We start from the raw sequence: 24,163 nt of genomic DNA, 5'->3' as shown, positions 1-24,163 counted from the left end.
AGAGAATAACAAAATATACATAATGCACAAAAAAATAAAGATTTATTGATAAAAAGGCGAATAGACTAAAAAACTTTTAGCGTATATAATAAATTTTGTGATTAAATATTGGTGCTATTCATTATGTATATCCTGAGAATTGGCTCAGAGTCTCTACCAACTACCGTAAAGAGTTGACTACATAGTTTATGTAGTTGACTCTTTTTTTGGTAAATTCATGTTTGTTGGTGGAAGGGAGCGACAATCGTAAACCTTTAAAGTATAGACTACAGGATAGCAAAGCAGGCAGTCTTAACAGGCAGTTTATTTAAAGGAAGATGGAGGACATATTATTGGAACGAAAAACAGGATTCGCAGACAGGTTTTTTGGGATATCCCAGAGTCATTCAAGCGTTAAAACGGAAGTACTTGCAGGAATCACAACATTTATCACAATAGCCTATATCCTTATTCTGAACCCACAGATTTTATCCGACCCATATTTGATTATGGGAGACGCAGCGATGGCGCAGAAGATTGCCAACGGCGTCTTTATCGGTACCTGTATCGGAGCGTTTATCGGTACAATCCTTTGTGCATTGTATGCAAGGGTTCCGTTTGCGCAGGCGCCAGGCATGGGGTTAAATGCATTTTTTGCATATACCGTGGTGTTGGGAATGGGATATACATATGGACAGGCACTGGTCATCGTATTTATATCCGGTATTTTTTTCATCGTTATCACCGCAATCGGTCTGCGAGAGGCGATAATCAGATCAATTCCGGACGCGGTTAAAACAGCGATTACCCCTGGTATCGGTCTGTTTATTACAATTATCGGACTGAAGAATGCAGGAATCGTCATTTCCAATCCTGCCACACTCGTAAGCCTGGTTGACTTTTCCAAATGGAGAAGCGGCGCGGATATGGTTTTGATCAATGGCGCGCTGGTGGCACTGGTTGGCCTGGTCATTATGGGAATTCTGCATGCGAGAAAGGTAAAAGGCTCGATTCTTCTGGGAATTATAGCGGCAACCCTGATCGGAATCCCGCTTGGTATAACGCATCTTTCAAATTTAGATATGAATCTTGGAGTGAAATTCCAGGATTTCGCGGAAGTATCATTTTTAAAGATGGATTTTGCCGGCCTGTTTGCCGGAACAAACTTTGTGGAAACTCTGTTTACGGTAACGATGCTGGTCATCAGCTTTTCCCTGGTTAATATGTTTGACTCCATTGGGACACTTCTCGGAGCAGCTAGGCAGTCTGGAATGATTGATGAAAACGGCGAAGTAATCCGGATGAAACAGGCGTTAATGTCAGATGCGGTTTCGACATTGGCAGGCGCAATGGTAGGAACCTCAACCGTTACCACTGTGGTGGAATCCAGCGCTGGAATCGCGGAAGGCGGAAGAACGGGTATGACGAGTCTTGTAACCGCTCTGATGTTCCTGGGAGCCATTCTGTTTGCACCGATTGTCAGCATTGTTCCGGCGGCGGCTACTGCCCCGGCACTGATTTTCGTGGGGATTCTGATGCTCGGTAACATCAGAGATGTGGATTTCAGCGATATGAGCAACGCACTGCCGGCCTTCTGTACAATCGTATTTATGCCATTTACATATTCGATCGCCAATGGTGTCGCATTCGGACTGATTACCTATTGTCTGATGAATATCATGACAGGGAAAAGACGGCAAGTTAGAGCTTTAACATTAATGATCTCCGTTGTATTTGTTGTGAGATATGCTTTTATGACGTTGGGATAAGACTGGTTTGCGGTTTAAAACGCATTTTACCAGGATCAGCAGTCAATACGCAGCAGGCTGGACTCTTTTTGAGGTCCAGCCTTTTGTCTTATACAGTAAAGATGGAATTTATCTATTGACAAGAGTCCGAAATCGGACTATACTTTATGTATCCGAAATCGGACACATAAAGCGCCTTAATTAATTTTCATGCCTGGAAAAATGGATTTTTCAGTCAGCATTTGGGCTCACTTAGCAGACAGGGGAAAAATTGTGTATGAATGAACAGATAAGACAAGAGACAGAGAAACAGATAGAACAGCAGACAGGATGGCAGCCGGAGCAGCAGATTAAGCAGCAGTTGGAAACTTTGAACCAGCAGATAAAAGAACTGACCGGAGTTTACCATCAGGCTGCCGCCAGGCTGGGAATTTCTGATAATGAATTTTGGGTGTGGTATACCCTGTTTGTGATGGGGGAGGAATATTCGCAGCAGGATATCTGTGAGATGTGGTCATTACCGAAGCAGACGGTTAATTCAGCTGTTGCAAATATGGTGAAAAAAAAGTTTGTCAAACTGGAAGCAGTTCCCGGGACACGGAACCGGAAGCTGTTACGATTAACGGACAGCGGTAAAAGTTATGTTGAAGGCATCGTACAGCCTGTATTTGCAGCGGAGTACCGGACCTTTGTCAGGCTGTCGGAGCAGGAACGTCAGATATGCATTTCTTTATTAGGCAAGTATATCGGATGCTTTAGGGAAGAACTTCGTGAGCTGGCGGCATTGGAATGAAACTGGAAGTATCGGCAGGAAATATCAGATGGAGGTGAGCGCTTGAGTGATAAAACGGCTTTCGTACTGGGGGGAGGAGGTTCCCGTGGTTCCTATGAAATGGGGGTATGGAAGGCCCTGCGGGAACTGGGGATTGATATACATGTGGTGACAGGTACATCTATCGGCGCAGTCAACGGCGCAATGATCGCACAGGGGGATTATGAGAAAGCAATTTTTCTGTGGAATCAGATTGAGACCGCTCAGGTCATGGATGTACCGGTCAACGATGAACATCCATTGAAGAAAAAAGTTTGGCAGACATATCAGACCTTTGTCTTAAACTTTGTAAAGAACGGCGGCACGGATACAAATCCTCTGAGGCAGACGCTTGGCTCGTTTATTGATGAAGAACGAATACGTAAGTCTGAGATCGAGTACGGACTTGTTACCATAGATATGGATAGAAATATTCCCTGCGAACTATTCAGAGAGGATATTCCCTGTGGGAAACTGATTGACTATATTATTGCCAGCGCCTCCATCTATCCTGCGTTTAAACCGCATCGAATTGATGACGTAAGGTATCTGGATGGCGCGTATCACGATAATCTTCCTGTGAAGATGGCATTGGAAAAGGGGGCATGTCACATCATAGCCGTAGATCTGGAAGCCTTTGGAGTGGTTAAGAAAGAGGCGCTGGCGCTTGCAAAACGCCTGACATATATCCGGTGTTATTGGAATCTCGGCCCTACACTGGTATTTGACCATACTGTAATGCAGCGAAATATCCGTCTTGGTTATCTGGATGCGTTAAAGAGTTTTCAGGTTTATGAAGGCTGTGCTTTCACTTTTATGCGCGGCTTTGGAAAATCTGCGGCAGAACAGATGGGCGGTTATCTTCCGCTTAGATCATTACTCGAAAAGGGCAGCGCAGGATTCGTTCTGGATCAATTGTACTTAAGACAGCTGGAAAAGATTTTCGAGGAGCATGGAGTTCTGGAACCGGATGAAGGAACAACCGCGCTGGTATGTGCCGAGGTGGCGGGGGAAGTATTCGGCCTTAGCAGTGAGACAATTTATTCATACGGAATCTGGCAGGAGCAGCTTCAAAGACAAGTGCAGGAGTTCCTGATTCCGGAACAGGAAGAGAAGGGAGAATTATGTTTCGCGGATACTCTGTATGAAAGCGCCAGGTCATTGGCTGACAGACGTTCCAGGGCAATTCTGGCAGGCCGTGTGATTGCGGATATGGTTCGGACACAGAAAGAACAGCCTTCCCCTGCAGGCTTCAGCATCCTTCCGGAGGCGTTTCTGGCAGGTGTTTATTTGGCGGCAGGCAGTTTTTTATAAAAAATTAAATAAAATACCTGATGTAAGGTCAAACAGGAGGATATTTATGCAGAGTAACAGGATTGGTACTTCCGGGCCAGGATGTGTTTAATTATCTTTAAGGGAGCCAGACTGCGCAGGTGGATGATGCCATATGGAATTATGATGCCAAACATCTGCTCCCAAACGTTTTGAAGCTCTTTATAAACATTATATGCAGTTGGCCGATCGTATTCTTTTAAACGGTCTGGAAATATCCGTACCAATATGGTAAAATGGTAATGTAAAGTAAATACAAAGATAAAAACACAGCCCGGTAGGTAGTCCGGGCGCAGCGGACAATATTCGTGAAACCGCTGTCAGTAACCTTCCTCCTTAGGTCGTCCGTTCTTTGTCTATTTTGAATCATATAAGGAGGATATCATTATGGACAAAGTATCGCTGACCTTTCGGGTATTTTTTGAGGACCCGTTCTGGATCGGAGTCGTGGAACGGATTTCGGGCGGAACGATGGAAGTATGCAAGATAACCTTCGGTATGGAGCCGAAGGATTACGAGGTATATGACTGGCTCCTTAAGAATTATTATCGGCTGCGATTCAGTCCGGCCGTGAAAGCTGAGGCTAAAAAAGAACATACCAACCCGAAGCGCAGGCAGCGGGAGGCCAGGATGCAGACGGCGGTCTCCGGCATCGGAACGAAGTCGCAGCAGGCCCTAAGCCTGCAGCATGAGCAGCTGAAGGAGGAACGGAAGATCCGGACCCGCGAGCAGAAAGAAGCGGAAAAGGAAGCCAGATTCGAATTAAAACAGCAGAAACGGAAGGAGAAGCACAGGGGCAGATGATTCTGCTTCCTGTGTTTCCTTTTTATATTTCATAATAACAGGCAATACCGTTATGGAAACACCCAGGTCCTCCGTATAATCGAATCCCCTGTTTGAGGACTTTTCGTTACTCGTTTCATATGATGTTTCATATTATATTGTAAAGATCAAAATCGGGTAAAAAGAATATGAAAGAAACAGGCTATCGGCGGGACGCGGCATTGGAATATGCAAAGAAATGGGCCATGGGCAGAAATCCACGGTATTTGGACTTTGAGCATTTTGGAGGAGACTGCACGAATTTCGCCTCACAGTGCATTTACGCGGGGAGCGGGGTCATGAACTATACGCCGGTGATGGGATGGTATTATAACAGCAGTACTGACAGGACGCCGAGCTGGACGGGAGTGCAGTATCTCTACAATTTTCTGGTTAATAACAAGTCGGTTGGTCCGTACGCGGCAGAAACCGGTCAGGACGGAGTACAGCCGGGAGATATTGTACAGTTGGGCAATGCCAACGGTTTTTATCACAGTCCGGTAATCGTCGCGGTCACGGGCGGCCGCATTTACGTGGCGGCGCACAGCTTTGACGCTTATATGCGCCCTCTTGATTCCTATTTATACGTGAAATCCCGCTTTCTGCATATACAGGGTGTACGCAGCTGGTAGATACCGAAGGCAGAAAAACAGGCAAAAGCTATTGACTATTGGGTTACCAGATAGTTTATGATAGGAAAAGGCAAAGTCAAAATAAAGAAAGAAGGGGAATCATGTATATCCATGTTGAGCCGGTAAATGACAAGAACCGTGAGGCAGTACTGGCTCTCAAAATTCACGAAACACAGAAGGGATTTGTGGAAAGTCCCGAACAATGCTTAAAGGAGGCGGCGGAAGAGAAATGCTGGCGTCCGGTAGGCATCTATGACGGAGAACAGCTGGTAGGCTTCTCCATGTACGGTTATTTCTGGCAGTATCTGCCATTTGGCCGTGTCTGGCTGGACCGGCTGCTGATCGACCGGGATTATCAGGGCCACGGCTATGGGCACATCGTACTCCCGATGATGATCGAGAAGCTGAGAAGCGAATACCACAGAAAGAAGATTTACTTAAGCGTAGTCGAAGAAAATCAGGGGGCAATCCATCTCTATGAGAAATTCGGATTCCGATTTAACGGAGAGACCGATGTTCATGGAGAGAAAGTGATGGTGCTGAAAGAAACGCTGAATAGAAGCGTTGAAAGAAACCTGAATTAGTTGACAAAATTGTAAAAATATGATATATTATCTTTCAATAAAAGGGAGTAGCGAACCATCATCCGATGGATTTTAAATCGTCTTCTTGGTGTTTTTATAAACACCCGTATAAAATGAAATGTGCAAGACTTTTATTGTGGCAGGAACTACCACGGTAAGAGTCTTTTTCTTTTCTTCATAAAGGAAGTTCCAGCCACGCACGAAAACTTTTAGTTGTCGTCAGACAGGAAGGAGAATCAGTATGGAAGAAGAGAGAAGAAAACAGGAAGTAGAAGAGGCGATCGCCGCCGCAAACCGGGTGCTCATGAATCTGAGGCAGGCCGAAACCGCGTTATCGAGCGCAGGCAGCTGGGGAATCTGGGATATGCTGGGAGGCGGAATGTTTACTACCTGGATCAAGCACTCCAGGATCGATGATGCGAGAACGTCTCTGGAGGAAGCCAGACGCAGCTTAAGAAGCCTGCGCAGGGAACTGATGGATATTGATATACCGGCAGATTTCAAAATCGATATTGGGGAATTCCTTAATTTTGCCGACTATTTCTTTGATGGATTGATCATAGACTGGATGGTCCAGGCAAAAATCAGGGAGGCATCGGACAACGTGAGTGAAGCCATACGCCGTGTGGAGATGCTGCGGACCAGACTTCACGAAATGCTGTGAGCAGAGGCAATTCCCTAAACAGGCAATACATTTACAGGAGAGGAGGGCTGAGCCGGTTCACGGCCTGGCCCTCGCCGGATACAGGAAACAATCTGATGAAGTCTTTCACGAAATTACTGTTTATGGTATACTAATACTGCATTGCGCAACGCAGTACTGGGAGCACTTGATGTTGACTTGATATTGAAATGGAGGAATCAGTTTGAAAGAACGCGAGATAAAATACGATTTTCTAAGGGCGGTGGCGGTGCTGGCGATCATTATGGTCCACGCCATACCGGCTGTCTCTGTCAATGATAAACAGTGGTGGTTTGCAGCAGTCATGCAGCCGCTTCTGCTCAGCTTTGTCGGAATATATTTTATGCTCAGCGGTCTGTTCCTTCTGGATTCGGCGACCGGAGACATCACGCAATTTTATAAGAAACGGGTAAAAGTCATCGTTATCCCGTTTTTCTTTTTCTCGGTCCTTTACTATCTGTTCTATGTCAGCCGCAGCCAGGAGATATTATCCTGGTGGGAGTATCCGGTGGAATTCCTGCGGGATTTTTTCAGCGGTACAGTGCCTATGGCGGACCATATGTGGTTTATGTATGTGATCATAGCGCTCTACCTCTGTACGCCGTTTTTGGCCCGTATGATGAAGGCAATGAATGATAAGGAACTGAAATATTTTATTCTGCTCATCCTTGGAGTCCAGACACTGACCAACTATGCCGGTGGATTTGACATCGGACTGGATCAGATTCTTGATTATATGGTGTTTAAAGGCTGGCTGATCTACTATGTCCTGGGATATGCGCTGAAGAGGCTGTTCAAACGGGAGGAATTTAAGTGGTTTGCCCTTGCAGGAATCGTAGGGCTGGCTCTGACACTGCTGCAAAAAAGGTTTACGCCTGGCTTTGTACCGGGAATTCACGATCTGGCGCCTACCATGATTGCCATGTCGGCGGCAGTGTTCTTACTGTTTGAGTGCTGTGGTAATTTAAAATGCAAGGCTGCCAGAACAGCCGCTGTCTGGATGAGCCGCCACAGCTATTCGGCCTACCTGGCCCACTATCTGATTCTGAAGGCCGCAGCTGAAATGCTGGTGGATCAAACCATAGTGAGACATTTTTACGTTCCGCGCATTGTCTGTGCAACGCTGCTGACCGCGGTTCTGTCCTTTGCAGCCGCATGGATCTTGGACAGTACGGTGATTCGATGGCTGCAAAATTTAATTAAGACGGATCAAATGGACCAACGAAAATGAATCAATAAAGACGACTCAATAAAAATAATTGGAATCAATATAAAGGGGAGATGCACGAGATGTCAGGAAAGAACTGTGAAAGCTGTATGTATTATACATACGACGAGGACTACGAATGCTACGTATGTGATATGGAATTGGACGAAGATGAGATGATCCGCTTTTTAAGGGGAGACAGCGGCGGCTGTTCTCATTATCAGTTCGCCGACGAATACAAAATCGTACGAAAGCAGATGTAAGACATAAAAAAGCCCCATAAAAGGGAGGAGCCGGTATCCTTCTGTAAGAATACCGGCGATTATGAAAAAAATTTTATCTGATGTAAGGCATAAGCATCTTTCTCTTATGTTATAAGTATATCCGGTAAATATGAAGATAGTTTGACCGGTATGTAAAAAGATTATGACCAGAATATGAACAGAACGCGCTGCACATTAATTCGATCCTAAGGGACAGGCAGTTCGATCAGGAGGCTGTATTGCCATCAAATCCATCAAATGTAACACTCTCCAAATGATAATTAAGACTCCACTCCATAAACACTCCGGGCCACGGCAGGTATTCCTGCCGTGGCCCGGGGCTATTTTAACTCATTTCACTTCTATTAATCCAGTTTTGTATAACCGTAGCTGTTTACAATCGCATCCAGCTTGATTCCGTTCTTACAATCCGGACAGTTCTCCGGCTCGGAGAGACGGAAGTCGGGAAGATCGGAAGAATCGAATACCGCATTAACCGGATATCCGTCGATCTCATTGACTGCGGCGAAGATAACGGAGATGCCTTCCAGAATGCCGCCGTAGGATTCGATGCAGCGAATGCTCTTTAAAATAGTACGGCCGGACATCGCGGTAGCGAGAACGACTAATACGTGTTTATCCTTCAGCATATGCTTGATGTTGTCACGAACGACCATCTGTCCGGCGGAATCGAATTCCGGAGTCACGATGTAAGTAGTCTTGTGGATATTCGTGGTGGTAACGCCGAGCTCGGATAATTCCTTTGCTACATAGGCGCCGATTACCTCACAGCCATCCATACAGATGATGGTATCGATTGGAGTCTTGGAAGCAAACGCTTTGGAATAATGCTTGAGCTCTTCCGCTCCTACGCCGATCAGCCCTGATAAATCAACACGGTTTACGTATCTTTTCACCATGGATTTGGCAACCTGCTCAGCTTCCTCCTGACGCATCTTCAATGTGGTCATGTCAATGTAGTAGTTAATGTGAAAACGGTCGGATGAAAAATGTCCTTTTGTTACTTTTAAAGCCAGCTTATCATTGTCTCTGGCGCGAATTTTGGTTTCCTGCCCCATACTCATAAAAAACAACCTCCTTTGTCATATTACTTCTATTATAACCGATGTCAACCACAGAAACTATAACAAAGGTTAACTTTTTTCGTTATTCTGAAAAATGATAGCTGTCCAGAAGCTGATTTTTCATGTGCCAAAGCTCATTGGAGAGGTCCACATGCACCTCGTGAGGGTTCACAAGACGGCGGGATTCATCCCAGAGCGTATCCAGTTCTTTCTTGCAGTACGCCTGAATGTCCATGACCGCGGGGGATTCGTAAACGCATTCTCCATCTTTAAATACCGGAACCATCAGATCACGGAGATGATAGGTGTTGGGAGCCAGGTGCGTCTTTTTCCAGGTCTCGATGGGATCGAAGAGCAGCAGTGAATTATTTTCATCGTATTTCTCGCCCTCCAGGCAGATCAAATCGGCAATGATTTTTCCGGTTTCCCTGCTGTAAATACGCTTGATACATTTATTGCCCGGGTTGGTAATCTTCTCGGCATTTTCGGATAACTTGATCTTTGGCACAAATTTTCCGCTCTTCCTATCTAAGATGGCAGCCAGCTTATATACGCCGCCGAAGGATGGGCAGTCCTTGGAGGTGATCAGATTCGTGCCGACTCCCCAGGAGTTGATGGCTGCGCCCTGAATCTTTAAGCTGTTGATCAGAGACTCGTCCAGATCGTTGGAGGCGGAAATAACTGCGTCTGGGAATCCGGCATCATCCAGCATCTTTTTCGCTTTCTTCGATAAATAGGCAAGATCGCCGCTGTCGAGACGAATTCCGTAGAAGGTCAGCGGGATTTTCGCTTCCTTCATTTCCTGAAATACCTTAATGGCGTTAGGAACACCGGATTTCAGCGTGTCATAGGTGTCCACCAGCAGGATACAGGCAGAAGGATACAGCCTGGCATAGGTGCGGAACGCGGTCAGCTCATCCGGAAAGCTCATGATCCAGCTGTGGGCGTGAGTTCCCTTGACAGGAACGTTGAACATCTTACCGCACAGAACGTTGGAGGTCCCGATACAGCCTGCAATCATGGCCGCCCTTGCGCCGTAGATACCGGCATCCGGTCCCTGAGCCCGGCGAAGTCCGAATTCCATGACACCGTCGCCGCCGGCTGCATATACGACGCGCGCTGCCTTTGTGGCGATCAGGCTCTGATGATTGATGATATTTAACAGCGCCGTCTCAATGAGCTGCGCCTCCATAATAGGAGCAATCACTTTTACCAGCGGTTCACGCGGAAAGACGACAGTGCCTTCCGGAATGGCATAAATGTCGCCTGAGAATTTAAAGTGGCGTAAATACTCCAGAAAGTCTTCGCCGAACAGTCCCGTGGAACGCAGATAGTCCACATCGTCCTCTTCGAAACGAAGATCCTTGATATATTCAATTACCTGCTCCAGACCGGCACAGATTGCATAACCGTTGCCACCCGGATTTGTGCGGTAAAATGCGTCGAAGATTACGGTCTCATTGGCATCCTTTTCTTTAAAATAGCCCTGCATCATGGTTAACTCGTATAGATCCGTTAATAAGGTTAAATTGCGCTGGCTCATATGTGTTCTCCTTCTGAACGTTTAATGTGGGGGCGGAGCAATTGGGACCGTAAGGCCCGGGGACTCTGTCCTTTTTGGACATTATACCATAACTTTACAAAAACGCAACGTGATTGATAAAAAAATAACAATCTATAATATCAGAATAATAGAGAAGAATAACTATAACAAATGGAGTAAGACAAAAAAAATAATGAATATTTCAAATAATTATATACAATTTGACAATTAAGAAATAATTTATTAATTTTTTCTAAAGAGTCTTGCAAAACAGAGAGAGATACTATATAATAAAGCTATCAAAGGAAAGAGATACAAGATATAGAGAAACCTCCCGGGAACAGGAAGCGGGAAGGATAAAAAATAGAAAGAAAAGGAGGTAGATTCCGCCGAAAACATAAGTCTCGTCTGATTTCCAAGTAGGAAGCGGACAATAGGAAAAACCTTTCGGCCACAGTGAAAAGCCATTCCTTCTATGATGAATAAATGCGAAAGCATGGATGAAGTAGCAGGAAAAAATCTATATATCTTTTACATATGCCTATATTTCGTTATAAACTGCAAAGGAAAATTCATCGTATGAGTCGTATGACGAGAAAGTATGATTCGTCCGAACAAAGGTTTCCACATATGTAGCTTACTAACATATAGAAGAATGAAAATGACGATGCAGAGATAAACCAGATGATAGATGAGGCCCGGTAATGGAGTGGCGAAGGTAAAAAAATTTAATATAGAGCATCCAGGTACACAAGTATCAGTGACAAAACAAAAAGTGAGGGTAAAGTCCAATGGATGAAGTAGTCTAGGAACGGGTATCGAAGTTCATGTAAATGAGTCGGTACCCGTTTCTATTTGCGTGCAGACGGCTTCCGCAGTGGGACTGCGCAGTTATGGAAAAAGATTGAAGAAAAATGTAAAAAACGCTTGACAGAACTAACTGTAACTGATATTATTACAGTATAAAAACTGAAACGAAAAAAGTTACAGAATGGAGCGGATGAGATGATAAAAGGGAAATATTGGATAACGGCGGGAATCGCCGCAGCGGTTTTAGTACTGACGGCGTGTTCGGGCGGCCAGGGGAGTGCTTCCGGCAAGGAGACACAGAAGACGGCGGCGCAGAAAGCGGAGGCCGGTGCGGAGGTCCAGGCTTCACAGTATGTTAAGTTTAAGCCGGAAGAGGCAAAGGAAGTTATGGATTCGGACGATGCGCTCATCGTGGTGGATGTAAGAACTCCGGAAGAGTATGCGGACAGCCGGATTGGCGATGCGATTAACATTCCGGTGGAAGACATCGGAGAGGAGATGCCGGAGGCGCTTCCGGATCTGGATGCGAAAATTATGGTCTACTGCCGAAGCGGCGTGAGAAGTAAAAACGCGGCGGAGAAGCTGTTGGGCCTTGGTTATAAGAATATTATTGATATAGGCGGTATTAAGGACTGGCCCTATGAGACCGTGTCTGGTGATGAAAAATAAAAAATGGTGATAAGAAAGGAAGTTTTGAGATGAAAAAGTATGATGCGGTTATTATAGGATTTGGCAAAGGCGGTAAGACTCTGGCGGGAAAGCTGGCCGGTGAGGGAAAAGCGGTAGCGCTGATTGAGAAATCAGATAAAATGTATGGCGGTACCTGCATCAATGTGGGATGTATTCCATCCAAGTCTCTGGTGAGAAGTTCCCAGATGACGGAAGCAAAGGGAGAGATCTCTTTTGAGGAAAAGGCGGAATTATACAGGACAGCTGTTGAGGAAAAGAGACGCGTTACTTCCCTGCTTCGAAAAAAGAATTTTGACAAGCTGAATCATCTGGAAGCGGTGACCATTTATAACGGAACTGCCAGCTTCCTTTCCAATACACAGGTAAATGTAGTGCCGGCAGACGGTTCGGAGGCGTTTACTTTAGAGGGAGATCAGATCTTTATCAATACGGGGAGCGCTCCGTTTGTGCCGCCGATTGAGGGAATAGAAGGCAATCCCCAGGTTTATTTAAGTGAGACATTTATGGATTTGGAGAAGCTTCCAAAGAAGCTGGTCATCATTGGCGGCGGCTATATCGGGCTGGAGTTTTCGTCCATGTATTCCGGATTTGGCTCTGAGGTGACGGTCATTCAGAACGAGGCACGCCTGATTCCGAGAGAGGATGAAGATATCGCGGCCGAGATTCAGAAGGTTTTGGAAGAAAAGGGCGTTAAATTTGTGGTTGGCGCGGCTATTTCCGGGATCCGGAAAGAAGGGGACTGGTCTTACGTCCATTACTCTGTCGATGGAAAAGAGGAAGATCTGGAGGCGGATGCGATTCTGGTCGCTACAGGAAGAAGGCCTAACACGGCGGGATTAAATCTGGAAGCGGCAGGCGTGGAATTGACGGCCCGCGGCGGCGTCAAGGTAGATGACGGCTATAAGACGACGGCTCCGAATATCTGGGCCATGGGAGATGTGGCCGGAGGACTTCAGTTCACCTACGTTTCCCTGGATGATTTCAGGATCGTGTGGTCCAGCCTTCACGGCGGGGCATATGATGCGAATGCGGGCAAGAGAAGCCATATTCCGTACAGCGTGTTCATTGAACCATCCTTCTCAAGAGTCGGTATGAATGAGCAGGAAGCGCGGGGGGCCGGTCTGGATGTGAAGATCGCCAAACTGCCGGCGGCCGCGATTCCGAAAGCTGCTGTCTTAAACAGAACCAAAGGTCTCTTAAAGGCAGTGATTGATGCGAAGACGAATAAGATATTAGGCACGATGCTGTTCTGTGAGGAATCTTATGAGATGATCAATATCGTGAAGCTGGCCATGGATCTCGATGCGGACTACACGGTATTGAGGGATCAGATTTATACGCATCCGACGATGAGCGAGGCGCTGGGTGACTTGTTTGCGGTCTGAAAAAAACGGTCTGATGAAACTGAAAAAAACGCTTGACAAATTATGCTTTTTCATATATCTTTGACTTAAGGATAGTTATTGCTTCGGGCAAGCTTGACCTTGTATGATCGTATTTGAGTGGCAGCAGCCATTCTTATTGATGATGCAAGGTCTTTTTTATTTCTAAAATGAATCGGAAGGGGGATTTCGATGATCTTTAAGAAGAGACTGAACAACAATGCAGTCATTGCGGAGGACGAAAAAGGGCGCGAGAAGATACTGGTGGGATGCGGGCTTGGGTTTCAGAAAAAGGAAGGCTCCGAGGTGGAGGAGCAGAAGATCGAAAAGATTTTTTCTCTGGAGGACGCCGGGCAGAGGGAGCAGCTGAAGGAGCTGCTTCAGGAGATTCCTGTGGAACACGTGAAGCTGGCGGACGATGTGCTCTCCTATGCCAGAGTTCATGTGAACAGTAAGATCAGCACGAATGTCATCATTCCGCTGTGCGACCATATATACATGGCGGTGGAGCGGAAGAAGCAGGGAATCGATGTGAAAAATGTGCTTTTGTGGGATATCAGGCGGTATTATCCCGCGGAGTATGATACGGGACTCTATGCGCTGCGCTGTGTGAAGGAGCGGTTTCATGTAAAGCTGGAGGAAGATGAAGCGGGCTTTATTGCCCTTCATATTGTGAACGCGCAGATGAATTTAAAGCAGAAGACGGTCCATGAGATCACCACCGTCATGCAGGAAATCGAGACAATCGTCCGCATGACCTGTAAAATCAGGCTGGACGCGGAATCTGTCTATTACCACCGCTTCATTACGCATTTGAAATTTTTCGCGGAGAGGATGTTTTCCGGAAAAACGTATGAAGATCAGGAGGTGGCGGCGCTGGCGGAGGTGATCCGGGCGCAGTATCAGGAAGCTTACCAGTGCGGCAGGAAGATTGCCGCTTTTATCGGGGATAAATACCAATATACGCTGAGTGAAGAAGAGATTCTTTATCTGAGTATTCACATTGCAAGGATCGTTTCTGTCTCGCGGAAACCACGGGCATGATTCAGAAAAGGAAGGAAAGGAGGAAAGCCCATAAGACATAGCGTGATATTTCATTAAGGACAGTTACATTCAGTTGGCTCGACCTTCAGATTTCAAACAAAAAAATAGAAAGATGGAGGAAATGAAATGGGAAAATATGAGGAACTGGCAAGAGAGATTGTCAAATACGTGGGAGGCAGGGACAATGTTACCGGACTTACCCACTGCATCACGAGACTGCGTTTTAAGCTGGCGGACGAAGCCGCGGCCAATGATGAAGCGTTAAAGAACATGGAAGGCGTGGTCACAGTCATGAAGAGCGGAGGCCAGTATCAGGTGGTGATCGGAAATCACGTGGGAGAGGTCTATGAGGATGTCTGCCCGCTTCTCGATCTGGAGAAAGGGGAGGAGACGGCAAAGCCGGAGAAGAAAGAGAAGGTGTTTGACCGGTTTGTGGATACGATTTCCGGTATTTTCCAGCCGATTCTGGGAATTATGGCGGCCTGTGGTATGGTGAAGGGGCTGAACACGCTGTTTGCGGTGCTGGGATTATATCCCGACACATGCGGCGGATACTTAATCATCAATGCGGTGGGGGACGCGCTGTTTACCTTTCTTCCGCTGTTCCTGGGCTATACCTCCGCGAAGAAGTTTGGTTTAAAGCCCATGCTGGGGCTGGCGATCGGCGCGATCATGTGCTATCCGGCGATTCAGGCGGGAAGTATTTCCGCTTCTATGGCTCCGCTCTACACGCTGTTTGAGGGGACGCTGTTTGAATCGCCTGTGTATATCACATTCTTCGGGCTTCCGGTAATCTCCATGGATTATACCTCCACGGTAATTCCTGTTATTTTTATCGTATACTTTGCGTCGAAATGCGAGAAGCTGTTCAATAAGTTTGTACCCGATCTGGTCAAGTTTTTCTTTGTGCCGATGCTGACGCTTTTAGCGGCGCTTCCGGCGGGATTTCTGGTTATCGGTCCGGTTGTCACCTTTGCATCCACGATTATCGCGGAGACAGTACTTACAATCAGAAGCTTTTCACCTATGCTGGCAGGAGCCATCGTTGGATTTACCTGGCAGATCCTGGTTATCTTCGGCCTGCACTGGGGATTTATTCCGGTTTATATCAACAATATCATGACCATGGGCTACGACAACGTGATGATGCCGTTCTTTGCCTGTACCTTTGCGACATCGGCTGTGGTTCTGGCTATCTTTATCAAGACAAAGGACAGAAAACTGAAGGAAATGGCACTGCCCAACTTTATTTCCGGTATTTTCGGGGTGACGGAGCCTGCGATCTACGGAATTACACTGCCGCTTAAGAAGCCCTTTATCATCAGCTGTATTGCAGGCGGAATCGGCGGAGGCTTCTACGGTTTCTTCAATTTTAGAAAATTTATGATGGGCGGAATGGGAATCTTCGAGTTTCCGGCGATGGTGGAGCCGGACGGTTCCATGGGCAACTTAATCGTGGCTGTGACCGGGGCCCTTCTGACCATGGTGATCGCGTTTGTTATGACGATGATTGTCTATAAAGATAAAAAGAAAGAGGATTCTGCTGAGGACGGCAGAATGGACAGTGGCAGTGCAGACCAGGGAACGGCTGACAACAACCCGGAATTCGCATCTCATGAGTTCCTGACCATCATGAGTCCCATGAAGGGCGCTGTTATTGATTTAAAAGACGTAAAAGACAGCGCATTCGCCTCCGGAATCCTTGGAAAGGGGATTGCTGTTCTTCCAGAGGAAGGTCTGGTGGTGTCACCGGTGGATGGAACGGTTGTGACCATTTTTCCGACGCTCCATGCGATTGGAATTCTGTCGGACGAAGGGACGGAGATTCTGATCCACATCGGACTGGATACGGTGCAGCTGGATGGAAAGGGCTTTGAGGCTGCAGCGAAGCAGGGCGATCATGTGAAAGCGGGGCAGCCGCTGATGCGGTTCGATATGGAGCTGATCCGGGAGGCAGGGTTCCTGCTGGAGACGCCGGTTCTGATCAGTAATTATGGGAATTACCAGTCGGTGGAAGCCGTTGTGAAGGCCGATGACGCGGTGGAGTATCAGAAACCGCTTTTGCGGATCGTTAAATAACCGGAAAGGAGATCAGAAAATGGGACTGAGTAAAGATTTCCTCTGGGGAGGCGCCACTGCTGCAAACCAGTGCGAGGGCGGCTGGCAGGAGGACGGAAGAGGACTCTCCAATGTGGACGTGTGTCCGGCAGGACCGGACCGTGAAGCAGTGATACGGGGAGAGCACGTATCGCTTGTCTGCGACGGGGAGCACCGGTATCCCTCTCACGAGGCCATTGACATGTTTCACCATTTCCGGGAGGACATACGCCTCTTCGGCGAGATGGGCTTTAAAGTCTACCGCATGAGCATCGCGTGGACGAGGATATTTCCCGGAGGAGAGGAAGAGGAGCCAAACGAGGCGGGACTGCGGTTCTATGAGGAGTTGTTCCGGACGTGTCACGAATACGGCATTGAGCCGCTGGTGACCATCTGCCACTTCGACTGTCCGGTGCATTTAATCGAAAAGTACGGCGGATGGCGGAGCAGGGAGATGATCGGCTTCTATTTGAAACTCTGCCGCACGCTGTTTGTCCGCTACCGGGAGCTGGTGCGGTACTGGCTGACCTTTAACGAGATCAATATGATTCTGCACGCTCCATTCCTGGGCGCGGGACTTCTGTTTCAGGACGGGGACGAGAGGGAAAAACTGAAATACCAGGCCGCTCATCATGAACTGATTGCCAGCGCCCTGGCGGTGCAGATGGCACACGAAATCAATCTGGAGAACAGAGTCGGCTGTATGTTTGCGGCGGGGAGCGTCTATCCGTACAGCTGCAGGCCGGAGGACGTGTGGGAAGCACTGAAAAAGGACCGCGAGAACTATTTTTTCGTCGATGTGCAGGCCAGAGGGGAGTATCCGGCCTATGCAGGGAGAGCGCTTGAGCGGGAGGGCCTTATGCCTGTGATGGAAGACGAGGACGAGAGGATATTGAAGAAGGGAACGGTGGACTTTATCTCCTTTTCCTATTATAACAGCCGCTGTGTCTCTACGGCAGACAGCGTGGAATCGGCGGAGGGCAATCTGTTTGCCTCTGCGAAAAATCCGTATCTGACGTACAGCGAATGGGGCTGGCCCATCGATCCCCTGGGACTTCGGATTACCTTAAACCAGATCTATGACAGGTATGAGAAACCGCTGTTTATTGTGGAAAATGGGCTGGGAGCACAGGATTTTCCCGACGAAAACGGAAACGTTGCAGACGACTGCCGGATCGATTATTTAAAGCGGCATATATGCGCCATGATGGATGCCGCAGAGCTGGACGGCGTGGATTTACTCGGCTACACGGCGTGGGCGCCCATCGATTTGGTGAGCGCAGGCAGCGGACAGATGAAGAAGCGATACGGCTTCATCCATGTGGATCTGGACGACGAAGGCAATGGAACGGGAAAGAGGATGAGGAAGAAGTCGTTCGGATGGTATCAAAAAGTAATAGGGACCAATGGGGAGTGGGCCCGTTACGGGGCAGAATGACGAAAATACGCGACAGATGCCCGAAATTTCGTCTTTTACTTGACATTTCCTCCCATAATATCTATAATGAGAGGACATATAAGGCATAACCTGCCATTATATTATAGGAAGAAAGACGATGAAAGAGACAGTAGGACCGTGGGAAATCCAAAGCGAGCCGGGGAGGGTGAAAGCCTGGTGAGAGTAGTCATGGGAACGAACATCACTCTGGAGTCTCCGGCTGAAAGCTGTATAAGCGGTAAGCCAGGACGTGGTTCCTACGTTACAGGGAACGCATATGTCAGTATGCTGTAATAGGTGGTTTAGCGAAGCACGGCCTTCGTCCTGATTACGGGACGAAGGCCTTCTTTTTTTACTATTTATAAAGGAGGTCAAAAGAGATGTATAACAAAGTTCCTACAGATTTAAATTTTGTAGCGAGAGAAAAAGAAGTTGAAAGATTCTGGGAAGATCACGAGATTTTCCAGAAGAGCATCGATAACAGAAAAAAGGCTGAAACCTATACCTTCTATGACGGCCCTCCAACCGCCAACGGAAAACCTCATATCGGCCATGTCCTCACCCGTGTTATCAAGGATATGATCCCGAGATACCGTACCATGAAGGGATGCGACGTGCCGAGAAAGGCCGGATGGGATACCCACGGACTTCCAGTCGAACTGGAAGTGGAGAAGATGCTGGGGCTGGACGGCAAGGAGCAGATCGAGGAATATGGTCTCGAGCCATTTATCAAGCACTGCAAGGAAAGCGTATGGAAGTACAAGGGCATGTGGGAGGATTTCTCCAAGACCGTCGGCTTCTGGGCTGATATGGATGATCCGTACGTTACCTATGAGAACTACTATATCGAGTCCGAGTGGTGGGCTCTTAAGCAGATCTGGGAAAAGGGCCTGTTATACAAAGGCTTTAAGATCGTTCCCTACTGTCCGCGCTGCGGAACGCCGCTGTCCAGCCACGAGGTGGCACAGGGCTACAAGGATGTGAAAGAACGCTCCGCTATCGCCAGATTCAAGGTGAAGGGCGAGGATGCTTATATACTGGCGTGGACGACCACACCGTGGACGCTTCCTTCCAACGTGGCGCTCTGTGTGAACCCTGACGAGTCCTATGTGAAGGTGAAAAACGGAGAATATACGTATTATCTTGCGGAAGCTTTGTGTGATACGGTTCTGAATAGTGAATACACTGTACTGGAGCGCTGCACCGGAAAGGATCTGGAGTTCAAGGAGTACGAACCGCTGTTTGATTTCGTGCATCCGGCGAAGAAGGCCTTCTATGTGACCTGCGATACGTACGTAACGCTGACAGACGGTACCGGAGTCGTTCATATCGCTCCGGCATTCGGTGAAGATGACTCCAAGGTTGGTAAAAAATACGATCTTCCTTTCGTTCAGCTGGTGGATTCCAAGGGCGAGATGACGAAGGAGACGAAATGGGCGGGCACCTTCTGTAAGAAGGCCGATCCGCTGGTTTTAAAGGATCTGGAAGAGCGGGGCTTACTGTTCTCCGCACCGGTATTTGAGCACAGCTATCCGCATTGCTGGAGATGTGACACGCCTCTCATCTATTATGCGAGAGAATCCTGGTTCATCAAGATGACCGAGGTGAAGGAAGACTTAATCCGCAACAACAACAACATCAACTGGATCCCGGAGAGCATCGGTAAGGGACGCTTCGGCGACTGGCTGGAGAATGTTCAGGACTGGGGCATCAGCCGGAACCGTTACTGGGGCACTCCTTTAAACGTATGGGAGTGTGAGTGCGGCCATCAGCATTCTATCGGAAGCATCGAGGAATTAAAGTCCATGTCTCCTGACTGCCCCGAGACAATCGAACTTCACCGCCCATACATCGACGCGGTGACCATCACCTGCCCGAAGTGCGGGAAGCAGATGAAGAGAGTTCCGGAGGTAATCGACTGCTGGTTTGATTCCGGTTCCATGCCATTTGCGCAGCACCACTATCCATTTGAGAATAAAGAGCTGTTTGAGCAGCAGTTCCCGGCGGATTTCATCTCCGAGGCTGTGGATCAGACGAGAGGCTGGTTCTATTCTCTGCTGGCTATCTCGACCCTGATCTTTAACAAGGCGCCATATAAGAACGTTATCGTTCTGGGCCACGTGCAGGATGAGAATGGACAGAAGATGTCGAAGTCCAAGGGCAACGCGGTTGATCCGTTCCAGGCTCTGGATGAATTCGGCGCAGACGCCATCCGCTGGTATTTCTATATCAACAGCGCGCCGTGGCTGCCGAACCGTTTCCATGGCAAGGCCGTCATGGAAGGCCAGCGCAAGTTCATGGGTACTTTATGGAATACGTACGCTTTCTTTGTTCTCTATGCAAATATTGACGAATTTGATGCAACAAAATACAAACTGGAATACGATAAGCTTCCGGTTATGGATAAATGGCTTCTGTCGAAGTTAAATACTTTAATCAAGACCGTGGACACCAATCTGGGCAATTACCAGATCCCGGAGGCGGCCAGAGCACTTCAGGAGTTTGTGGATGACATGAGCAACTGGTATGTGAGAAGAAGCCGTGAGCGTTTCTGGGCAAAGGGCATGGAACAGGATAAGATCAATGCCTATATGACCCTTTACACCGCGCTTGTGACCGTCAGCAAGGTGGCTGCGCCGCTGATTCCGTTTATGACGGAGCAGATATACCAGAACCTGGTGTGCAATATCGATAAGACGGCGCCTGAGAGCATCCATTTATGCGATTATCCGGAAGCGGATGAATCCTGCATCGATGAGAAGCTGGAAGACAACATGGACGAGGTCTTAAAGATCGTAGTCATGGGCCGTGCGGCCAGAAATACGGCGAATATCAAGAACCGCCAGCCGATCGGCCGGATGTTCGTGAAGGCGCCTCATGAGCTCTCCGTATTCTATCAGGAGATCATCGAGGATGAACTGAATGTAAAGACAGTTGTCTTTACAGACGATGTCCGCGATTTTACCAGCTACAGCTTTAAGCCGCAGTTAAAGACTGTCGGACCGAAATATGGAAAACAGTTAAACAACATCAGAAAGGCCCTTTCCGAGGTGGACGGCAACACCGCCATGGATACTTTGAATGAAAAGGGCGCCCTCACGTTCGACTTTGACGGCAGTGAGGTGGTTCTGACGAAGGAAGATTTACTGATTGATACGGCTCAGATGGAGGGCTACGTATCGGAAGGTGATAATACCGTTACGGTTGTGCTTGACACGAACCTGACACCAAAACTGATCGAGGAAGGCTTTGTCCGCGAGTTGATCAGCAAGATTCAGACGATGCGTAAGGAAGCCGGCTTTGAGGTTATGGACCATATCCTCATCACCAGCGAAGGCAATGAGAAGATTGCCGGAATCTTTGGCGCACACGGCGAAGAAATAAAGAGCGAGGTCCTCGCAGAGGGCATCACACCGGGTAAGGCAGCGGGATATACGAAGGAATGGAACATCAATGGTGAGAATGTCACTCTGGGCGTTGAAAAAGTTCAGTAATATGAAGCGAGGATTCTCTTCAGATGGAAATAACCAATAGGAGGTCATTCACAATGAGTATGGGATTTGATAAAGAAACCTTTAAGAAAAGCGTTATTTATAACGTAAAAAACGTATTCCGCAAGACGATCGATGAGGCTACTCCGGAGCAGGCGTTTCAGGCAGTTGCCTACGCGGTAAAGGATGTCATCATCGATGAGTGGATTGCAACCCACAAGGAGTATGAGAAGCAGGATGCGAAAACCCTGTACTATCTCTCCATGGAGTTTTTAATGGGCCGTGCCCTTGGAAACAATATCATCAATATCATGGCGCTGCCGGAAGTGAAGGAAGTTTTGGACGAACTCGGCTTCGATTTAAACGCCATCGAGGATCAGGAGCCGGATCCGGCTCTCGGAAACGGCGGCCTTGGCCGTCTTGCCGCCTGCTTCTTAGATTCCCTGGCGACGCTGGGCTATCCGGCATACGGCTGCGGCATCCGTTACCGTTACGGTATGTTCAAGCAGAAGATTGAAAACGGATATCAGATGGAAGTTCCGGATGACTGGTTAAAGAACGGCTATCCGTTCGAGGTACGCCGCGCCGAGTATGCGGCGGAGGTAAAATTCGGCGGTTACGTGAGAACTGTCTGGGAGGACGGCAGAGAGCATTTCGTTCAGGAGGGATATCAGTCCGTCCGCGCCGTTCCCTACGACATGCCGATCGTCGGCTATGGCAACAATGTGGTGAATACGCTGCGAATCTGGGATGCGGAGGCAATCAATACCTTCAGTCTGGATTCCTTCGACAAGGGAGACTACCAGAAGGCAGTGGAGCAGGAAAACCTGGCGAAAACCATTGTCGAGGTTCTGTATCCCAACGACAACCACTACGCTGGAAAGGAACTGCGTTTAAAACAGCAGTACTTCTTCATATCCGCCAGCGTTCAGAGAGCGGTTAAGAAGTATATGGAAAAGCATGAGGATATCCATAAATTCTTCGAGAAGACAGTGTTCCAGTTAAATGATACCCATCCGACCGTGGCTGTGCCGGAATTAATGCGTATCCTGTTGGATGAGTTTAACCTGACCTGGGATGAGGCATGGGCTGTGACGACGAAGACGTGTGCCTACACGAATCACACCATCATGTCCGAGGCTCTGGAAAAATGGCCGATCGAACTGTTTTCCAGACTGCTGCCGAGAATCTACCAGATCGTGGAGGAGATCAACCGCCGCTTTGTGGAGCAGATCCAGCAGATGTATCCGGGCAACCAGGATAAGATCCGCAAGATGGCCATCATTTACGACGGCCAGGTGCGCATGGCCAACTTAGCCATCGTCGGCGGATTCTCTGTCAACGGCGTCGCAAGGCTGCACACCGAGATATTAAAGAAGGAAGAGCTGCGTGACTTCTATGAGATGATGCCGCAGAAATTCAATAATAAGACCAACGGCATCACACAGAGGCGCTTCCTGCTTCACGGCAACCCGCTGTTAGCCGAATGGGTGACTGGAAAAATCGGAAGCGAATGGATCACAAACCTGCCTCATATCCACCGTTTGGCGGTATACGCGGATGATCCGAAGTGCCAGCAGGAGTTCATGGACATCAAGTACCAGAACAAGGTCCGTCTGGCCAAATACATCAAGGAACACAACGGAATCGACGTGGACCCGCGTTCGATCTTCGATGTTCAGGTAAAGCGTCTTCACGAGTATAAGCGCCAGCTGATGAATATTCTTCACGTGATCTATTTATACAACCAGCTGAAGGATAATCCCAACCTGGATATGATTCCGAGAACCTTTATCTTCGGCGCCAAGGCGGCGGCCGGATATAAGAGGGCGAAGCTGACCATTAAGCTGATCAATTCCGTGGCAGATGTAATCAATAACGACAAATCCATCGACGGAAAGATCAAGGTGGTGTTCATCGAGGACTATAAGGTATCCAACGCGGAGATTATTTTCGCGGCGGCCGATGTCAGCGAGCAGATTTCCACGGCCAGCAAGGAAGCATCCGGTACCGGAAATATGAAGTTTATGTTAAACGGTGCGCTGACGCTGGGAACTATGGACGGCGCCAATGTGGAGATCGTGGAAGAGGTTGGAGCCGAGAATGCCTTTATCTTCGGTATGACCTCCGACGAGGTGATCGGCTACGAGAACAAGGGCGGATATAATCCGATGGAGATTTTTAACAATAATTACCAGATCCGCCGCGTCCTGATGCAGCTGATCAACGGCTACTTCGCTCCGCAGGATCCGGAGCTGTTCCGTGACATTTATAATTCTCTGCTGAATACGCAGAGCAGCGACCGTGCAGATACGTACTTCATCTTAAAGGACTTCCCGTCCTACGCGGAAGCACAGCAGAGGATCGATCAGGCTTACCGCAATGAGACCTGGTGGGCAAAAGCGGCTATTCTGAATGTGGCCTGCAGCGGTAAATTCACCTCAGACCGTACGATCGAGGAGTATGTAAATGACATTTGGCATCTGGAAAAGGTGAAGGTAGAAATAGAAGCAAATCAGTAAA

Annotated in this window: 19 protein-coding genes and 1 riboswitch; of the genes, 17 read left to right on the top strand and 2 right to left on the bottom strand. The window is 48.0% G+C overall.

Features of this window, described 5'->3' with window-relative positions; genetic code table 11:
• The first annotated feature begins 103 nt into the window (after positions 1-103).
• Positions 104-200, top strand: a riboswitch (purine riboswitch).
• 117 nt (positions 201-317) lie between these two features.
• The 9 genes from M1L66_RS22765 (at position 318) to M1L66_RS22725 (ending at position 8,060) form a co-directional block, all read left to right on the top strand.
• Positions 318-1,748, top strand: coding sequence for an NCS2 family permease (locus M1L66_RS22765; protein WP_349768840.1), 1,431 nt, complete (start codon positions 318-320; stop codon positions 1,746-1,748).
• 256 nt (positions 1,749-2,004) lie between these two features.
• Positions 2,005-2,520 carry a MarR family transcriptional regulator gene (locus tag M1L66_RS22760; protein ID WP_434688404.1) on the top strand — a complete coding sequence of 172 codons (516 nt, stop codon included), beginning with the start codon at positions 2,005-2,007 and terminating at the stop codon, positions 2,518-2,520.
• Positions 2,521-2,562: 42 nt separating this feature from the next.
• Entirely contained in the window at positions 2,563-3,852 is a 1,290-nt protein-coding gene (locus M1L66_RS22755) for a patatin-like phospholipase family protein (protein WP_187018451.1), read from the top strand.
• Between the two features lie 405 nt (positions 3,853-4,257).
• Entirely contained in the window at positions 4,258-4,674 is a 417-nt protein-coding gene (locus tag M1L66_RS22750; protein WP_187018453.1) for a YjdF family protein, read from the top strand.
• 167 nt (positions 4,675-4,841) lie between these two features.
• Positions 4,842-5,324 (top strand): amidase domain-containing protein, encoded by a 483-nt coding sequence (locus M1L66_RS22745; RefSeq protein WP_373264044.1) that lies wholly within the window; start codon positions 4,842-4,844, stop codon positions 5,322-5,324.
• Positions 5,325-5,425: 101 nt separating this feature from the next.
• Positions 5,426-5,908: a GNAT family N-acetyltransferase gene (locus tag M1L66_RS22740; protein WP_187018456.1), complete on the top strand. Its 483-nt coding sequence runs from the start codon at positions 5,426-5,428 to the stop codon at positions 5,906-5,908.
• Between the two features lie 241 nt (positions 5,909-6,149).
• Positions 6,150-6,572 (top strand): hypothetical protein, encoded by a 423-nt coding sequence (locus M1L66_RS22735; protein ID WP_187018457.1) that lies wholly within the window; start codon positions 6,150-6,152, stop codon positions 6,570-6,572.
• 202 nt (positions 6,573-6,774) lie between these two features.
• Positions 6,775-7,821 carry an acyltransferase gene (locus tag M1L66_RS22730; protein WP_434688401.1) on the top strand — a complete coding sequence of 349 codons (1,047 nt, stop codon included), beginning with the start codon at positions 6,775-6,777 and terminating at the stop codon, positions 7,819-7,821.
• A gap of 59 nt (positions 7,822-7,880) precedes the next feature.
• Entirely contained in the window at positions 7,881-8,060 is a 180-nt protein-coding gene (locus M1L66_RS22725; RefSeq protein WP_187018461.1) for a DUF6472 family protein, read from the top strand.
• Between the two features lie 365 nt (positions 8,061-8,425).
• Here the strand turns inward: M1L66_RS22725 and M1L66_RS22720 are convergent, their stop codons facing one another.
• Both M1L66_RS22720 and M1L66_RS22715 read right to left on the bottom strand, forming a co-directional pair.
• The gene (locus M1L66_RS22720) at positions 8,426-9,145 is read right to left on the bottom strand and encodes a hypothetical protein (RefSeq protein ID WP_002602927.1); all 720 of its coding nucleotides are present in this window, start codon (positions 9,143-9,145) and stop codon (positions 8,426-8,428) included.
• Between the two features lie 82 nt (positions 9,146-9,227).
• On the bottom strand, positions 9,228-10,688 hold the full coding sequence (locus M1L66_RS22715) for a nicotinate phosphoribosyltransferase (RefSeq protein WP_434688398.1): 1,461 nt from the start codon (positions 10,686-10,688) through the stop codon (positions 9,228-9,230).
• Positions 10,689-11,693: 1,005 nt separating this feature from the next.
• Between M1L66_RS22715 and M1L66_RS22710 the strand changes: the two genes are divergently transcribed.
• The 8 genes from M1L66_RS22710 (at position 11,694) to M1L66_RS22675 (ending at position 24,162) form a co-directional block, all read left to right on the top strand.
• On the top strand, positions 11,694-12,167 hold the full coding sequence (locus M1L66_RS22710; protein ID WP_434688396.1) for a rhodanese-like domain-containing protein: 474 nt from the start codon (positions 11,694-11,696) through the stop codon (positions 12,165-12,167).
• 29 nt (positions 12,168-12,196) lie between these two features.
• Positions 12,197-13,573, top strand: coding sequence for an FAD-dependent oxidoreductase (locus M1L66_RS22705; RefSeq protein ID WP_434688394.1), 1,377 nt, complete (start codon positions 12,197-12,199; stop codon positions 13,571-13,573).
• A 189-nt stretch (positions 13,574-13,762) separates the two neighbouring features.
• Positions 13,763-14,614 carry a BglG family transcription antiterminator LicT gene (gene licT, locus M1L66_RS22700; protein ID WP_187018468.1) on the top strand — a complete coding sequence of 284 codons (852 nt, stop codon included), beginning with the start codon at positions 13,763-13,765 and terminating at the stop codon, positions 14,612-14,614.
• 126 nt (positions 14,615-14,740) lie between these two features.
• A complete protein-coding gene (locus M1L66_RS22695; protein WP_434688392.1) occupies positions 14,741-16,693 on the top strand; it encodes a beta-glucoside-specific PTS transporter subunit IIABC in 1,953 nt (650 codons plus the stop codon).
• Positions 16,694-16,712: 19 nt separating this feature from the next.
• Positions 16,713-18,149 carry a 6-phospho-beta-glucosidase gene (locus M1L66_RS22690; protein ID WP_434688390.1) on the top strand — a complete coding sequence of 479 codons (1,437 nt, stop codon included), beginning with the start codon at positions 16,713-16,715 and terminating at the stop codon, positions 18,147-18,149.
• A 138-nt stretch (positions 18,150-18,287) separates the two neighbouring features.
• Positions 18,288-18,443, top strand: coding sequence for a hypothetical protein (locus tag M1L66_RS22685; protein ID WP_187018473.1), 156 nt, complete (start codon positions 18,288-18,290; stop codon positions 18,441-18,443).
• A gap of 86 nt (positions 18,444-18,529) precedes the next feature.
• The gene (ileS, locus tag M1L66_RS22680; RefSeq protein ID WP_434688388.1) at positions 18,530-21,643 is read left to right on the top strand and encodes an isoleucine--tRNA ligase; all 3,114 of its coding nucleotides are present in this window, start codon (positions 18,530-18,532) and stop codon (positions 21,641-21,643) included.
• A gap of 53 nt (positions 21,644-21,696) precedes the next feature.
• Positions 21,697-24,162 carry a glycogen/starch/alpha-glucan phosphorylase gene (locus M1L66_RS22675; RefSeq protein WP_434688386.1) on the top strand — a complete coding sequence of 822 codons (2,466 nt, stop codon included), beginning with the start codon at positions 21,697-21,699 and terminating at the stop codon, positions 24,160-24,162.
• Position 24,163 lies beyond the last annotated feature (1 nt).

This window comes from Hungatella sp. SB206 (assembly GCF_051132295.1).
Classification (GTDB): domain Bacteria; phylum Bacillota; class Clostridia; order Lachnospirales; family Lachnospiraceae; genus Hungatella; species Hungatella effluvii.
This window is presented reverse-complemented; position numbering and strand designations above follow the sequence as displayed.